Source organism: Paenarthrobacter sp. TRD_SC_7 (genome assembly GCF_056156245.1).
Window position 1 is genome coordinate 4,566,333 of sequence record NZ_CM149587.1, and the last position, 14,392, is coordinate 4,580,724.

16 protein-coding genes are annotated in these 14,392 nt (G+C 63.2%); 11 read left to right on the forward strand and 5 right to left on the reverse strand.

What is annotated here, in order from left to right; all coding sequences use genetic code 11:
- Positions 1-54: 54 nt before the first annotated feature.
- Both AC0J5Z_RS21640 and AC0J5Z_RS21645 read left to right on the forward strand, forming a co-directional pair.
- Entirely contained in the window at positions 55-2,076 is a 2,022-nt protein-coding gene (locus AC0J5Z_RS21640) for a BCCT family transporter (RefSeq protein WP_475036453.1), read from the forward strand.
- 43 nt (positions 2,077-2,119) lie between these two features.
- Positions 2,120-2,314 carry a hypothetical protein gene (locus AC0J5Z_RS21645; RefSeq protein WP_475036454.1) on the forward strand — a complete coding sequence of 65 codons (195 nt, stop codon included), beginning with the start codon at positions 2,120-2,122 and terminating at the stop codon, positions 2,312-2,314.
- A gap of 94 nt (positions 2,315-2,408) precedes the next feature.
- On the opposite strand, the gene AC0J5Z_RS21650 is transcribed toward AC0J5Z_RS21645, so the two are convergent.
- Positions 2,409-3,089: a fasciclin domain-containing protein gene (locus AC0J5Z_RS21650; protein ID WP_475036455.1), complete on the reverse strand. Its 681-nt coding sequence runs from the start codon at positions 3,087-3,089 to the stop codon at positions 2,409-2,411.
- A 202-nt stretch (positions 3,090-3,291) separates the two neighbouring features.
- Here AC0J5Z_RS21650 and AC0J5Z_RS21655 point away from each other — a divergent pair, with 202 nt between their 5' ends.
- Complete coding sequence (locus AC0J5Z_RS21655; protein ID WP_475036456.1) at positions 3,292-3,873, forward strand: N-acetyltransferase family protein; 582 nt, start codon at positions 3,292-3,294, stop codon at positions 3,871-3,873.
- Between the two features lie 57 nt (positions 3,874-3,930).
- Here AC0J5Z_RS21655 and AC0J5Z_RS21660 read toward each other — a convergent pair whose 3' ends face one another.
- Complete coding sequence (locus AC0J5Z_RS21660) at positions 3,931-4,692, reverse strand: IclR family transcriptional regulator (protein ID WP_475036457.1); 762 nt, start codon at positions 4,690-4,692, stop codon at positions 3,931-3,933.
- A gap of 180 nt (positions 4,693-4,872) precedes the next feature.
- Between AC0J5Z_RS21660 and AC0J5Z_RS21665 the strand changes: the two genes are divergently transcribed.
- From AC0J5Z_RS21665 to AC0J5Z_RS21675, 3 genes are read left to right on the forward strand one after another with little or no spacing between them, the layout of a single operon-like run.
- The gene (locus tag AC0J5Z_RS21665) at positions 4,873-5,604 is read left to right on the forward strand and encodes a CoA transferase subunit A (protein ID WP_475036458.1); all 732 of its coding nucleotides are present in this window, start codon (positions 4,873-4,875) and stop codon (positions 5,602-5,604) included.
- Positions 5,605-5,624: 20 nt separating this feature from the next.
- Positions 5,625-6,311 (forward strand): CoA transferase subunit B, encoded by a 687-nt coding sequence (locus tag AC0J5Z_RS21670; protein WP_475036459.1) that lies wholly within the window; start codon positions 5,625-5,627, stop codon positions 6,309-6,311.
- Positions 6,308-7,522, forward strand: a complete 1,215-nt coding sequence (locus AC0J5Z_RS21675) for an acetyl-CoA acetyltransferase (protein WP_475036460.1) — start codon at positions 6,308-6,310, stop codon at positions 7,520-7,522. Before AC0J5Z_RS21670 ends, AC0J5Z_RS21675 begins: the two co-directional genes overlap by 4 nt.
- Before the next feature lie 66 nt (positions 7,523-7,588).
- Here AC0J5Z_RS21675 and AC0J5Z_RS21680 read toward each other — a convergent pair whose 3' ends face one another.
- Positions 7,589-8,317 carry an ankyrin repeat domain-containing protein gene (locus AC0J5Z_RS21680; protein ID WP_475039828.1) on the reverse strand — a complete coding sequence of 243 codons (729 nt, stop codon included), beginning with the start codon at positions 8,315-8,317 and terminating at the stop codon, positions 7,589-7,591.
- An 18-nt stretch (positions 8,318-8,335) separates the two neighbouring features.
- Positions 8,336-8,911: a GlcG/HbpS family heme-binding protein gene (locus tag AC0J5Z_RS21685; protein WP_475036461.1), complete on the reverse strand. Its 576-nt coding sequence runs from the start codon at positions 8,909-8,911 to the stop codon at positions 8,336-8,338.
- 197 nt (positions 8,912-9,108) lie between these two features.
- On the opposite strand from AC0J5Z_RS21685, the gene AC0J5Z_RS21690 reads away from it, so the two are divergent.
- Genes AC0J5Z_RS21690 through AC0J5Z_RS21710 form a run of 5 tightly spaced genes read left to right on the forward strand, consistent with a single transcriptional unit; the run spans position 9,109 to position 13,306 of the window.
- Positions 9,109-10,293 (forward strand): sensor histidine kinase, encoded by a 1,185-nt coding sequence (locus AC0J5Z_RS21690; protein ID WP_475036462.1) that lies wholly within the window; start codon positions 9,109-9,111, stop codon positions 10,291-10,293.
- Positions 10,290-10,916: a response regulator gene (locus AC0J5Z_RS21695; RefSeq protein ID WP_475036463.1), complete on the forward strand. Its 627-nt coding sequence runs from the start codon at positions 10,290-10,292 to the stop codon at positions 10,914-10,916. Before AC0J5Z_RS21690 ends, AC0J5Z_RS21695 begins: the two co-directional genes overlap by 4 nt.
- Positions 10,917-10,942: 26 nt before the next feature.
- A complete protein-coding gene (locus AC0J5Z_RS21700) occupies positions 10,943-11,530 on the forward strand; it encodes an HdeD family acid-resistance protein (protein ID WP_475036464.1) in 588 nt (195 codons plus the stop codon).
- Between the two features lie 49 nt (positions 11,531-11,579).
- Entirely contained in the window at positions 11,580-12,386 is an 807-nt protein-coding gene (locus AC0J5Z_RS21705) for an exodeoxyribonuclease III (RefSeq protein WP_475036465.1), read from the forward strand.
- A gap of 32 nt (positions 12,387-12,418) precedes the next feature.
- Positions 12,419-13,306, forward strand: coding sequence for a DUF8083 family protein (locus AC0J5Z_RS21710; protein WP_475036466.1), 888 nt, complete (start codon positions 12,419-12,421; stop codon positions 13,304-13,306).
- Between the two features lie 12 nt (positions 13,307-13,318).
- On the opposite strand, the gene AC0J5Z_RS21715 is transcribed toward AC0J5Z_RS21710, so the two are convergent.
- Entirely contained in the window at positions 13,319-14,374 is a 1,056-nt protein-coding gene (locus AC0J5Z_RS21715; RefSeq protein ID WP_475036467.1) for a LacI family DNA-binding transcriptional regulator, read from the reverse strand.
- Between the last annotated feature and the right edge of the window lie 18 nt (positions 14,375-14,392).

Consider the following 14,392-nt stretch of genomic DNA (forward strand, 5'->3'; position numbering starts at 1 on the left):
ATCAGGGCCATGTATAAACGCAAACCCATGACTCGCCGAGCAAAGGACCCGCTCATGGCTATAAACAGTGACACAAAACCCTTAACACCAGAGGAGTTACCTGCCGACGATCGTTTGGCAGGTAACCCGGCAGCAGCCAGCCCCACCCAAGCGGAGAACCCTGAGGAAATCATCACGGTCTCCCCCGATGACACCAACTTGGCAGCCCTCGACGCTGAGGACGGAGGCGCAGAGACCCTTCCCGATTCTGGAGAATACGAACAGATCATGGAAGAGCTGCGCCACGCCAAGACCGAGCAGGCCGTTTCGGCCCGCCGGAACCGCAAACTTACCCTCGACAAAGTCACCTTCGGGATCACGGGCGCCATCGCCGTCGCCTTCGTGGTCTGGGGATTTGTCGGACGGGACAGCCTCTCCGATACCTCCAAAGGCGCCCTGAACTGGGTCATGGAGTACACCGGCTGGCTCTTCATGGTCCTCGCCTCGTTGTTCGTCGTCTTCGTCCTGTGGCTTGCCCTCGGCAAGTTCGGCAACATCCCGCTGGGCAAGGACGGCGAGAAGCCCGAGTTCCGTACCATCTCCTGGGTGGCCATGATGTTCGCCGCCGGCATGGGCATTGGGCTCATGTTCTACGGTGTGGCTGAACCCCTGTACCACTACATCTCGCCGCCGCCGGGAACAGTGGACGGCCGCACGCCAGCAGCAATCCAGACTGCCATGGCTACATCGATCTTCCACTGGACACTGCACCCCTGGGCCATGTACGCAGTAGTCGGCATCGCCATGGCCTACGGCACTTACCGTTTGGGCCGCAAGCAACTGGTCTCCGCAGCCTTCACCTCCCTTTTTGGCATCCGCATGGTGGAAGGCCCGCTCGGGAAGTTCATCAACATCCTGGCCATCTTCGCCACGCTCTTTGGAACTGCCGCCTCACTGGGCCTTGGCGCCCTCCAGATCGGCAGCGGCATGACTTCGAATGGTTGGCTGGGTGAGATCGGCACTCCCGTGCTCGTGGTCATTGTCGCGATCCTGACCTTCTGCTTCGTGGCATCTGCCGTGTCTGGCATCAGCCGCGGCATTCAGTGGCTCTCCAACATCAATATGGTCCTGGCTGTTGTTCTCGCCCTGATCGTGTTCGTGGCCGGGCCTACCCTGTTCATCCTGAACCTGATCCCTTCCGCCGTGGGTGACTACGCCAGGGACCTTGCCGAAATGTCATCACGGACCGAAGCTGTGGGAGACGAGTCCCTGCGTAGCTGGATGACCAGCTGGACCATCTTCTACTGGGCTTGGTGGATCTCCTGGACGCCCTTCGTCGGGATGTTCATCGCCCGCATCAGCCGCGGTCGCACCATCCGCCAATTCGTCACCGGCGTTCTGCTGGTGCCCAGCGTTGTCAGCGTCATCTGGTTCGGCATCTTCGGCGGTGCCGCCTTCCACGTCCAGCAGGAGGCAGACAAGGCCGGCACTCCGGGGCTCGTCACCATGGTGGACGGCGCACCTTCCATCAACTTCGATGGCGCCCTCTTCGACTTGGTAAAGAACCTGGGAATGCCCGGTTGGCTGACGGCAGCCGTCATAGTCCTGGCCATGGTGCTGGTGGCGATCTTCTTCGTCACCGGTGCCGATGCCGCCTCCATCGTCATGGGATCCCTGAGCTCAAACGGTGCCGAGCACCCGCGTCGAGGAGTGGTGATCTTCTGGGGAAGCCTCACCGGAGCAGTGGCAGCGGTCATGCTGCTGGCCGGCGGTGATAAGCCATCGGAGGCCTTGTCGGGCCTGCAAAGAGTGACCATCGTGGCAGCTCTGCCATTCGTGATCGTTATGCTGTTGCTCTGTTTCGCGCTGGTCAAGGACCTCCGCCGCGACCCACTGCAATTGCACAAGCGCTTGGCCACTTCCGTGGTGGAGCGAGCCATCCGCACCGGGGTGGAACAACACGGCGGCGTTCAGTTCGACCTCGTCACCAAGCACGAGTGCGCCGAGAAATGCACGGAGTCCGATTGCTCCGGGGGAACACCTACGGGAACCATCCCCCTCGTCGGCAAGCCCCCACAGGACTCCGACCACAAGTAACCCAGCTTTGGCTAACCCCATTCACACATCAGTAAGGTCCACCATGCCCAACACCTCTCCCAACGGCACCCTCCGTCTCAACACCCAGGCCAGTCTCGACAACCAGGCAAGCGAGGACGTGACCCTCACCTTGGATGCATCCAAGCCCGTGACAGTCCGCATTGAGCTTGACCATTGCCCCTGCGGATCGGAACACAGCAAGATCGGTTCCTACGTCGACAGTGACTTCAGCCGCTAATCGGAAACACTCCGCAACACAACAAAGCAGGCGCCGGATTCCGGCGCCTGCTTTGTTGTGTGTCTTCTGTGTGGTGTCTCTAAAGCCCTATGGCCTATTTGGGCATCAGCACTGAATCGATCAGGTAAACCGTGGCGTTGGCGGTCTGGACGCCACCGCAGATCACGTTGGAAGCTCCGTCAACCGTGAGGGCATCCTTGGTGCCGGCAACCGTCACTTCGCCACCCTGGACAGTCTTGTGGGTGCCGACGATCTGGTCCGGGGTCAGCTGACCGGGGACTACGTGGTAGGTGAGAATTTTGCTCAGCAGGGCATCGTCCGTCTTGAGCGTCTCGATTGTTGCGGGGTCGATCTTGGCGAAGGCATCGTCAACCGGTGCGAACACCGTGAATTCGCTGCCGTTCAGGGTAGAAACCAGGTCCACCTTGGGGTTGAGCTGACCGGAAACGGCGGCGGTCAGGGTCTTGAGCAGCGGGTTGTTCGATGCTGCTACGGCTACCGGGTCCTGGGCCATGCCCATTACCGAACCGGCACCGTCCGGAACCTGTGCGGCGTAACCGGCGCAGCCGGGGCCCACAAGGTTAGCGGCCGGATCCATGGCGGCGCTGCTCATGGCGGAGGCCGACGGCGACGGTGCCGCCATGGAGGTTTCCGGAGCGGCAGATGAAGCAGCCGGTGTGCTGGAGGTGCTGGAACCACCACAGGCAGTGAGACCGAGAAGGGCGGCTGCAGTGAGGCCAACGAAGGCGAGGGCGGGGCGCTTTGTGGACAACATGTCATTCTCCTTGTTTTTGGAACCAGGGCGTTGGGTCCATTGGGTGGTGGGACACGGGCTACTGGTGCTGCTTTTGCCTCACCGGCGGTTTGTGTCTCACCAGCTATTCGGAGGGTGGGGCGGGGTGGATGGGTGCGGATTGAAAAAGTTTTTTATCCGGGATTGCTGCGGCGGGGTGTAACCCAGTGACAGGATGGGCGGCATGGCAATCGAAGTTCGGCCCGCGACGGTGTTCGATGACGTGAAGGCCGTGGTGGGGCCCAAACGTCCCGATGCCAATGTGTGCTGGTGCTTGAGCTACCGCATCCCGTCCACGCTGAACCTCGAGTTGCAGGGCGAAGAGCGCGGCAGGTTCGTGAAGAAGCTGGTGGCCGAGGACCCTCCCCCGGGTGTTTTGGCGTACGACGGCGACGAAGTAGTTGGGTGGGCAGCCGTGCACCCCCGCGCGGACACCAGTTTCGCGAAGAACCGCAAAATCCCCCATGTGGACGACACGAACGTATGGTCGGTCTGGTGTATTCGGGTGCGTCCCGGACATCGCGGCAAGGGCATTTCGCACGAGTTACTGCGCGGGGCGATTGACTTCGCAAAGAGCCATGGCGCGCCCGCTGTTGAGGGTTATCCGGTGGACAACAAAGGCGGCAAGGTCGATCTGACCATGGCGTACGTTGGCACCCGCAGGCTGTTCGAGAAGGCCGGATTCAAGAAGGTCGCTGAAACCACCTCCGTTCTCAACGGCTTCCCGAGGGTGCTGATGCGGCTGGACCTCCGCTCCCCCAACTAGGTCGCATTTGTGCGCGTTTTGAGCCGTCTAAACGCGCACAAATGCTACCTACTTGGGTCAGGACCCTTGCAACCGCGCTGTCATCCGGTGGGCTTCCTCAAGCAACAGCTTGCCCAGGAATTCCTGGCGGTCCGGACGGAACCGGGGTTCAATTCCCGTCAAGGACAGCGCCCACGCAGGCCGGCCCTGCTGGTCAAACACTGCCGCTCCCATGCCCCAACTGCCTTCCAGGATCAACCCGGGATTGATCGAGTAGCCAGCCAACCGCGTCTGTTCCAGGTTTCCCCTCACCACGTCAGCAGGGTGGCCCACGGCAAACTCCCCGGCATGCGCAGGCCAGTCCCCCAGCAACGATTCCTGTTCCTGGGGAGGCAGGAAAGCCATGATGGCTGTTCCGGCAGATGCCACGCCCAACGGGAACCGCACGCCCTCGTGCAGCACGAAGGACCTCACCGGGAACGAGCCCTCTTCCCGCAGAACGCACACGGTTTCGTTTCCACGGCGGATGGAGAAGAAGGCGCTCTCACCAGTTTCTGCAGCCAACCTGCGTAGCGACGGCCGGGCTATGTCCTCCATGGGGAAACGCGCAGCAGCTACGGATCCCAGCAGGAAGATCTCCGGGCCCAGCACCCACTTTCCGGAGGCCGAGTCGTGTTCCAGCAAACCCTCGGCGGCCAAGGACGTCAGCAGTCGGTGCACGGTTGGCCGGGTCAGCCCGGACTCGCGCACCAAGCCCGCCAATGAGGTGCCCTCGGGTTTGCGTCCCACCAGCCGAAGCAACAGGGCAATCCGGCCCACCACTTGTGCTCCTTGAACCACTACAGCACCCTTCAGTAGATTTTATCCACAATATGGACACCTTCAAGGGTAGCGTCCACACCGTGAGCCGCCAACAGCCCGTGCCATTGACCGCGGTCCGCGAGAACCATAGGCTCCAACACAGAGGCAGACAGTCCACAAAGTGGATACCATCCAACCACGCTCAAAGAGGAGTCAAGCATGGCCAAGATTCACGCCAGCGCAGGCCAAGCGCTTCATGACCTGATGGCAGACGGCCTGACCATCGCCGTCGGAGGTTTTGGCCTCAGCGGAATCCCCGCTGACCTGATCGACGCCGTCCGCGAGTCGGGCGCGAAGGACCTCACCATCGTTTCCAACAACATGGGAGTGGACGGCAAAGGCCTTGGCGTCCTGATCGAAGCCGGGCAGGTACGGAAGGTCATCGCCTCCTATGTCGGCGAGAACAAGCTCTTCGCTGAGCAATACCTCGCCGGGCAGCTCGAGGTCGAGTTCACGCCGCAGGGCACGCTGGCCGAACGTCTCCGCGCCGGCGGCGCCGGCATCCCCGCCTTCTACACCCGGACCGGCGTCGGAACCCTGGTTGCCGAAGGCAAGCCCCTGGAAGAGTTCGACGGCGTGACATACGTCCGCGAGCGCGCCATCACCGCCGACGTCGCCCTGGTTCACGCCCACACCGCTGATACCGACGGCAACCTGATCTACCGCTACACCGCGCGGAACTTCAACCCGGTGGTTGCCACAGCAGGTGCAGTGACCATTGCCGAGGCTGAGGTCATCGCGCAGCCGGGCGAGCTGGACCCCAACCACATCGTCACACCGGGCGTCTACGTCCAGAGGCTGGTGCAGGCAACCAGCCGGGCCAAGGACATCGAACAGCGCACGGTCCGCCCCCGCCCTGAAGCGCGGCGCGCTGAAGCACTGACGGTCTAAACGCGAAGGAGCACATCACCATGGCATGGACACGAGACCAAATGGCCGCCATCGCGGCCGAAGAACTAAACGACGGCGATTACGTCAACCTCGGCATCGGCATCCCCACGCTGGTGGCCAACAACCTGCCCGACGGCGTCCGGGTGGTCCTCCAGAGCGAGAACGGCCTGCTCGGCATGGGCCCGTTCCCGTACGAGGGCGATGAAGACGCCGACCTTATTAACGCCGGCAAGCAGACCGTCACCATCACCCCCGGCGGCAGCATCTTCGACTCCGCTACGTCGTTCGGCATGATCCGCGGCGGGCACGTGAAGGTGGCCATCCTGGGTGCCATGCAGGTGTCCGGCTCGGGGGACCTGGCCAACTGGACCATCCCCGGCAAGATGGTCAAAGGGATGGGCGGAGCCATGGACTTGGTGGCCGGGACACCGCGGGTGGTGGTCCTCACCGAGCACAACGCCAAGGACGGTTCGGCCAAGATCGTCACCGAATGCACGCTCCCGCTCACGGGACTCAAGTGCGTTGACCGGATCATCACGGACCTCGCCGTTTTCGACATCGAAGAAGAGCACGACGGCGGCACGCGGCTGCTGCTGACCCGCCTCGCCCCTGGCGTCACGGTGGAAGAGATCCGCAGCAAGACCGAGGCAGAGTTCACCGTGGCGCTCGCCTCTGTTGAACACACATTTGAAGGAGTAAACGCATGAGCCTGAAGGACCAATTCGGCAAGGACATCCTGCTCACAGGGTGGGGGCACAGCAAGTTCGGCAAACTGTCTGATGACACCTTGGAGTCGCTGATTGTCCAGGTTGCCGGCGAAGCAATCAGTAACTCCGGGCTGGACCCGAAGGACATTGACGAAATCTACCTCGGCCAGTTCAACTCGGGCATGCAGCCTCTGGGGTTCACGTCGTCGCTGGCACTTCAGTTGTCGGCGGACTTGGCCAACGTTCCCGCGACGCGCACAGAGAACGCCTGCGCTTCCGGCTCGGCGGCGTTCCAGCAGGGCGTCAAGGCAGTGCTCGCCGGGACCGCCCGGAATGTCCTGGTGATCGGCGCGGAGAAGATGACCGACGCCGGAGCCGACGTTGTGGGGGCGGCCTTGCTCGGCGCTTCGTACGAGATGGCAGGAAAAGCCTCTTCCACGGGGTTCACTGGGCTGTTCGCGGAGGTCGCCAAACACTACGGGAAGCGCTACGGGGCAAGCATCGACGCCGACAAGTACCCCGGTGGCCTCGGTGATGTCCTCGGTTCCATCGCCGCCAAGAACCACCGCAACGGCATGGACAACCCGTATGCCCAGATGCACCGGGACTTCGGCGAGGAGTTCTGCCGGACCATTTCCGAAAAGAACCCCATGGTGGCCGAACCCTTGCGCCGCACCGACTGTTCGCCGGTCTCGGACGGTGCTGCCGCCGTCGTGCTTTCCACGTCGGCCACCGGAGGCGCAACCGCGCCCGTGCGCCTCGCCGGGTTTGGCCACGCCAACGACTTCTTCCCCGCGGAGAAGCGCGATCCCACCGAATTCGCAGCCACCAGGTCGTCGTGGGAGCGGGCGCTGGGCATGGCAGGCGTCGGTATTGAGGGCTTGGACTTCGCCGAGGTGCACGACTGCTTCACCATCGCCGAGCTCATCATGTACGAAGCCATGGGCCTGACTCCCCGCGGCGAAGGAAGCCGCGCCATTACGGAAGGATGGGTCTATAAGGACGGCAAGCTGCCCGTGAACGTCTCCGGCGGGCTGAAGGCCAAGGGCCACCCGGTGGGTGCCACTGGGGTGTCGCAGCACGTCATCGCCGCGATGCAGCTCAGCGGGACCGCAGGCGACATGCAGTTACCCAAGGCCCGCCGGGGCGCGGTCCAGAACATGGGCGGCGTGGGCATCGCCAACTACGTGAGCGTGCTGGAAGCTGTCTAACCCAAGTAAGTAGCAGCACTGCGCGTTTTGACCGCTCAAAACGCGCACAAATGCGACTCAGTTGGGTCAGCGGTTCCGGATCAGCGCCGCGATCTCCGTAAACCCGAGCCGCTCTGCATTTTGCAGGGCGGTTCGGCCTTCTGGATCGCGGATGTCGGGGTTGGCTCCTGCCGCGAGGAGTTGCCGGACCACGTCCTGTTGCTTTGGGCCGCCACTGTTGAGCAAGATGGCTTCCTGCATGGCGGTCCAGCCCAGGTTGTTGACGTGGTCCACGGGCACACCCGCTGCGATCAGGATCCGAACAGTTTCCGTGTGCCCATGCTCGCTCGCAGGGATCAGCGCGGTGCCGCCGTACCGATTGGTGCTGCGAACATCCGCTCCTGCAGCCAACGTCAGCTGAAGGACCTCGTTGAAGCCTTCAGCTCCGGCATAGAGGAACGCGGAGTCCTGGATGTCGTCCTTCGCATTGACGTTCCCGCCCGCCGCGATCAGTTCACGGACCTTCGCAACGTCGTTGGCCTTTGCGGCGAGGATCAGGAGTCGGTCGGTTTCGATTTGAGCCTCCGGTGACAGTTTGGGTGGCACAGCAGCCGACGACGCCGGGCCGGGACTCGCGCTCGATGGCTCGGCTTCGGTGGGAACTGCTTGAGCCGGCGTCGGGCTGGAAGGCGGGGCGGCCGCCGTCGAGCCTGTGCTTGCCGGCAGAGGCGACGAGGGCGCGCAGCCGGCCACGAGCCCGGCGATCAGTATGCTTGCACCGATCACTGAACCCGCCGCCAGGCCGCGCGCCTTCATGGAACTCATATGTCGAGGCTACTTCGCAGCCGCGGCCAAGGCATCAGCACCAGCGGTAGCGCAGGCCTCGTCCAGAGCGCCGTCGGGTGCGCCGCCAACTCCGATGCCGGCCACTGAAACGCCGTTGACCTTCAGCGGAACGCCGCCGGGCAGGAACAAGGTGCCGGGAAGGTCGGCGATGGACGGGCCGTTACCGTTGACGCGCTTGGCCAGCTCACTGGTCGGAGCACCGAAAGCTGCTGCCGTGTAGGCCTTCTGCTTGGCCGCTTCGATGGTGTGCTCGGCGGCGTTGTCACCACGGAGGAGTGCCTGGACGGTGCCGAAGCGGTCCACCAAGGCAACGGTCACGAACGGCAGCTTGTCGGCCTGGCACTTGGCGAGCGCGGCATTGACGGCCTTGCTCGAGGCACCCACGGAAATGCGGTTCTGCGCAACGACGTTCTCCGGTGCAGGCTGAACATCTGCGGCAACTTTCACTGCTGCGGCAGCTGGCGCGGCTGCGGGTGCCACGGCGTTGGCCACTGCAGTGACACCGCCGGTGAGCAACAGTGCTCCGGCAGCGGCGGCGGCAATCATCTTGTTGGACTTCTTCACGGTGTTCTCCTGGTTGTTAGCAGCGGGTACACATCCATGCTTCCGCGGACCGCCCGAAGCCACATCGGCCGGGCGCCGCGCCCCGGCTCAGCCTTTCCGCCACCGGTTTCAGCCAAAAGGTGGAGAGACCAGTGCCTGGGCGGGCTCTAGCATGGAAAGAACGCCTTTCCACCGAAAACCGGGAACGGGAACCACCCATGCCAACTGCACGTCCACGCCCCAGCAACGGGACCAGCAACAGGCTTGATGGCCGCATTGACGCCGTGGTGCACCTGGGCTTCGCCGTACTGATGGTGGCCTCTGCGGTCAGGTACGTCATGCGACACTCCCCCGCGGACAATCTGTGGACCGTGGCCCTGGCCGCTGCGGTGTGTGCGCTATATGCGGTCACGGCCGTGTTGGCTCACCGGCAACAACCCGGCCAGCGCAAGCAACAGCTGTGGATCCCGTGGATGGTCGCCCTGGTGGCAGCCTGGGCCGCGTTGGTGGTGGTCGCCCCGAGCTTCGCGTGGTGTTCCTTCGCCATCTTCTTCCTTACGCGCACGGCCTTCCGCGGATGGGCCGGTTACGTGGCCGGAGGGGCGACGGCGTGCGCCACCGCCGTCGGGCTCTTCCGGATGAGCGGCTGGACGGACATCGCCATGCTGCTCGGCCCTCTCGCTGCTGGTGCCCTGCTCACCCTGATCTACGACAAGATCGAGCGCGACCAGGAGCAACTCGCCACCAAGCAACGTGAAGCCGGAATCGCCGTCGAACGCGAGCGCGTTTCACGTGAAATCCACGACACCGTCACCCAAGGCTTGGCCAGCGGCCTGCTCCTCCTCGAGGCCGCCCAGCGCTCCTGGCCCGCCGAAACCGCCCACCAAGACGTTCGCAAAGCAACAGACTTGCTGAGACGGAATCTCGCCGACACCCGCAGCTTGGTGCACGAACTCTCCGCTCCCGGCCTTGAGACAGGCCCGCTCCCGGAGGCCTTGGAACACGCCGCACGGCAGTACTTTGAGACCGTCAGCATCCGGGTCACTGGCGACCCCCACCCCCTTCCTGCCGAGGTCCGGCATGCCCTGCTCCGCGTCACACAGAGCGCCGTGGCCAACATCAAACTCCATGCCAGCGCAAACCACGCCAGCGTGACACTCGGGTACCTGCCGGACGCGGTCACCTTGGACGTGTTCGACGACGGTCGCGGCTTTGATCCCTCAGCGGTACCTCCGCCGTCGGCAAACGGAGGATACGGACTGCGGGCCATGCGGCAACGCGTGGAACAGTTGGGCGGAGAATTGTCAGTGGAGAGCACGCCGGGTGAGGGCACCATCATTGCGGCGCAATTGCCTCTAACACCGCCCGCTCATCAGGAAATCGCTCTGAAGGAGGCCCCGTGAACACGATCTCCGTGCTACTCGTGGATGACCACACCGTAGTCCGGAGCGGACTCAAGGCGCTATTGGGCACCCAGGCCGATATCGCCGTCGTCGGGGAAGCAGCCTCTGGCGAGGAAGCACTGGAAGCGGCCGCCCACCACTCGCCCGCGGTAGTCCTCATGGACCTCGCCATGGGCGCCGGAATGGATGGCATCGAAGCCATCAAGCAGTTGCGGGAGCGCAATCCAAAGCAGGCCGTCATCGTGTTCACCACCTACGATTCCGACGCCGACATCGTCCGGGCTGTGGACGCCGGAGCCATGGGTTATTTGCTCAAGGACGCCGCGCCGGAAGAGATCTTTGCAGCAGTTCGAGGCGCGGTGCAGGGGAAGAGCGTGATGAGTGCGCCGGTGGCGTCGCGCCTCTTCCAACAACTGCGGAATCCTGACGAGATCCTCACCCCTCGCGAAGCCGAGCTGCTCAGCCTACTGACCGAGGGCCTCAGCAACCGGGATCTTGGGAAACGCCTGTTCATTTCCGAGGCCACCGTCAAAACCCACCTCGCCCACATCTACGCCAAACTGGGCGTGGAGACGCGGGCCGCAGCAATTGCCACCGCTATCCGGCGCGAGGGGATGCGGTAGGACACGGGGTTGGCTACGCTGACCGTATGTCGGACGTAGCGGATCGCAAAATGTTCAAAACCCCGGGAACTGCCTTGCTGGTCCGGGGAGTCCTCGCCATTGTTTTTGGCCTCTTAATCCTTCTGCTGCCAAGTGCTACTGCGTTCGTGGTGGTTGTCATGTTCGGATTCTTCGCCATCATCGACGGCATCATCAGCGTGGCGCATTATTTCTACGACCCGGCCGGCCGTTCCCGCTGGACCGTAGTGGGTGGCTTCGTCTCCATCGCAGCCGGCATTGTGGCAATTGCCTTGCCGGGAATTATGGCAGCAGCAATCGGTGTCCTCATCGGATTGTGGGCCCTTGTCCTGGGACTCTCCCAAATCATCCTGTCGCTTGCCGCGAGGAGCTTCCTCCGGAGTTGGGGCATCTGGTTCTTGACCGGCCTGATCACTACCGTGTTCGGGATTGTGGTCCTGGTCAACCCGGGACTTGGCATCCTGGGCCTCGTGGGAATGTTGGCAGCATTCGCGATCGTGACAGGGTTGCTGCTGATCGCGTCGGGCATCGGGCTCCGTAAGCTGGCTACTTCACCGCCGCTTTTCGCCCGCCGACCTTGGGAGTCCACCGGGTAAAAAGCCGTCAGGGGATGCGCTCAGCGCCAAGTTCGGTAAGTTAGTGGCTGTGAAGATAGCAACCTGGAATGTGAACTCCCTCCGCGCCCGTGCCGACCGCGTTGAAGCTTGGCTTGAGCGCAGTGACTGCGATGTCCTGGCCATCCAGGAGACCAAGTGCAAGGACGAGAACTTCCCGTGGGAGCTCTTCGAGCGCATGGGTTACGAGGTTGCGCACTTTGGCGTGAACCAGTGGAACGGTGTTGCCATCGCGTCCCGGGTGGGCTTGGAAGACGTGCAGCGCACCTTCCTGGACCAGCCGACGTTCGGCAAGGCAGGCAAGGATCCCGCGCAGGAAGCCCGGGCCATCGCAGCCACCTGCGGCGGCATCCGCATCTGGAGCCTCTACGTTCCCAACGGCCGCTCACTGGACGACGAACACATGCCGTACAAGATCAAATGGCTTGACGTCCTGCAAGGCCACGCAGCCGAATGGGTGAAGTCCGATCCGACCGCCCAGATCGCACTCATGGGTGACTGGAACATCGCCCCGTTCGACGACGATGTGTGGGACATCGAGCTCTTCCGCAACAACAATTACACCCACGTCAGCGAACCCGAGCGCGCCGCCTTCCATGCCTTCGAAGCCGCCGGGTTCACCGACGTCGTCCGTCCCTACACTCCGGGCCCCGGCGTTTACACCTACTGGGACTACACGCAGTTGCGCTTCCCCAAGAAGGAAGGCATGCGCATCGACTTCTGCCTCGCCTCCCCCGCACTGGCATCGCGGGTCACCGGCGCCTCCATCGACCGCGAAGAGCGCAAGGGCAAGGGCGCTTCGGACCACGCTCCCGTCATCGTGGAGCTCGCAGGTTAAGTACAGGTTCACTGACGAAAGGGGCGGCTGACATGACTGGAAACCTGTATCGGGGCCAGGCAGGTCTGCCGTTCTCTTCGTCACTGCGCATTTACGAGCCCCTTGAGGCTTTCCCGCCCGAACAGCAGCGCCAACTCGTGGCGGAGGGCGGCAAGATCGGTTCCCGGGCCGCCGTCGAAAATGCGGAGCTCCAAGCCTCGCTGGGACGTATCACGCGCTCCGGCGGCGATCCTTTCCCCACCGGCCGCACGGATCTGGTGCGCATGACGCGCGTGCCCACTGGACGGCACGCTGCGGCATCGGACAAAGAAGATAACGACGCCGGACGGCTGCTTTACTGCCCCAGCCAATTGGTGATCCGGGCTGGCTTGGCGGCCAATGCGCTCATGGACGGCGTGCATAGTCCCCTGGCCGATCTTCTTATCCCGGTGTCGCAACGGGACAAGCACCAAGTTCGGATCGATCGCATCAACGCCGGGGAAGACGCCAAGCGCGTGCATACCCGTGCCTCAACATGGGGAATCCCGTTCAGTTGGTTCTCTCTCTTCAACGAGTCGGACCGCAAGGATGTGGTGGAATCCGAGGGGCGCATTCTCACCGTGCGGGTCTGGACGCCCCTGACTGAGGCGCTGGACCGAGCGCGGTTCGCCGTGGCCCATTTGGCGTTGGCTGCGCCGGATTTGGACATGCTGGATGACCTGACACAGCTCACGGAATGGCTGGAACTTTTCCACGTCCAGTCCATGGTGGAGCTGGATTATGGTGCCGTAGCGGACAAGGTATACCCGGACGAGTCCCCCATGGATGTTCGCCTGGGCATCGAGTGCCTGGCCGAAGGCGACATGACCGGCGCGGCTGCTGCCTACCGCCGGCTCGCCTCGCGGTGGATCCCCATCCGGCAGTTGGCCCGCGCTTCCTAGCCTGGCGTGTTCCTAGCTTGGTGTCGGCGGGGCCGTTGTCTCGCGCACAATCAGCTTGTGGGGGGCCACCTCTGAATGCACTGCTTCCGGGTTGCCGTCCAATTCATCCAACAGCATCTTGGTGGCCCTCTCCGCCTGGTTGTCGGGTCGCTGGCCCACAGTGGTCAGGCCGATCGATGACGAGAAATCGTGATCGTCGATCCCGATCACCGAGAGGTCCTGCGGCACCCTGACGCCGTGGCGTCCCGCTTCGAAAATGACGCCCATAGCCATCTCGTCCGAGGAGCAGAAAATGGCCGTTGGCTTGCGGCCGGGCTGACTCCAGAGACGATTGAAGGCCTGCTGCCCGCTGGCCACCGTGAAATCCCCCCATTGGTCCCATTCGGGGCGGACTTCCAGGCCGGCATCGGTCATGACTTCCTGGAAGGCACGGATACGCACACGGGGCACGTCGAAGTTCAGGTCCGTTTCGTCGTCGCCATGGAGCAGGGCGATGTCTTTGTGGCCCAAGTCCAGCAGATGCCGCACGGCGGTGGACGCGGCGTCGTAATCATTGATGCCTATGTACGCGCAATCCTCCACGTGGCCACCCACCACAACCAGTGGGATATCGATCTTATGGAGGTGTTCCAGCTCTTCCTCGGTCAAAGACATGCACAGCACCAGCAGGGCGTCGATCTGCTTGTAGACCATGGTGGAACTGAAAAGCCGCTCACGGTTGCTGCCGTGGCCGCCCAGGTTGAACAGGGAAAGGTTGTACTTGCGTGAATGCAGTTCCCGATCCGCGCCTTCGATGGCCTTGGAGAAGAACCACCGGCTGACGAAAGGGGCCAGCACGCCGATGGTGCGCGTACGGCCTGTCGCCAGACCCGAGGCCGACGACGACGCCACGTACCCTAAGGAACTGGCGACTTCGAGGATCTTTTCACGAGTTGCCGGCGACACCCGGGGCAGTCCCCGCACTGCCCGTGAGACTGTCGCAGTGGAAACTCCGGCAGCAGCGGCGACGTCCTCGATGCTGACGCCCGCATGGCCACCTCGTTGGGACCTACCCGTTGTTTTTGACACAGGCTCCCCTCTCCGGCC

What these genes read in the sequence shown, in the direction of transcription:
- AC0J5Z_RS21690 (WP_475036462.1), top strand. Translation starts at nt 9,109, where the DNA reads ATGCCAACTGCACGTCCACGCCCCAGCAACGGGACCAGCAACAGGCTT.
- AC0J5Z_RS21700 (WP_475036464.1), top strand. Translation starts at nt 10,943, where the DNA reads ATGTCGGACGTAGCGGATCGCAAAATGTTCAAAACCCCGGGAACTGCC.
- AC0J5Z_RS21650 (WP_475036455.1), bottom strand. Translation starts at nt 3,089, where the DNA reads ATGTTGTCCACAAAGCGCCCCGCCCTCGCCTTCGTTGGCCTCACTGCA.
- AC0J5Z_RS21665 (WP_475036458.1), top strand. Translation starts at nt 4,873, where the DNA reads ATGGCCAAGATTCACGCCAGCGCAGGCCAAGCGCTTCATGACCTGATG.
- AC0J5Z_RS21640 (WP_475036453.1), top strand. Translation starts at nt 55, where the DNA reads ATGGCTATAAACAGTGACACAAAACCCTTAACACCAGAGGAGTTACCT.
- AC0J5Z_RS21680 (WP_475039828.1), bottom strand. Translation starts at nt 8,317, where the DNA reads ATGAAGGCGCGCGGCCTGGCGGCGGGTTCAGTGATCGGTGCAAGCATA.
- AC0J5Z_RS21710 (WP_475036466.1), top strand. Translation starts at nt 12,419, where the DNA reads ATGACTGGAAACCTGTATCGGGGCCAGGCAGGTCTGCCGTTCTCTTCG.
- AC0J5Z_RS21655 (WP_475036456.1), top strand. Translation starts at nt 3,292, where the DNA reads ATGGCAATCGAAGTTCGGCCCGCGACGGTGTTCGATGACGTGAAGGCC.
- AC0J5Z_RS21670 (WP_475036459.1), top strand. Translation starts at nt 5,625, where the DNA reads ATGGCATGGACACGAGACCAAATGGCCGCCATCGCGGCCGAAGAACTA.
- AC0J5Z_RS21645 (WP_475036454.1), top strand. Translation starts at nt 2,120, where the DNA reads ATGCCCAACACCTCTCCCAACGGCACCCTCCGTCTCAACACCCAGGCC.
- AC0J5Z_RS21675 (WP_475036460.1), top strand. Translation starts at nt 6,308, where the DNA reads ATGAGCCTGAAGGACCAATTCGGCAAGGACATCCTGCTCACAGGGTGG.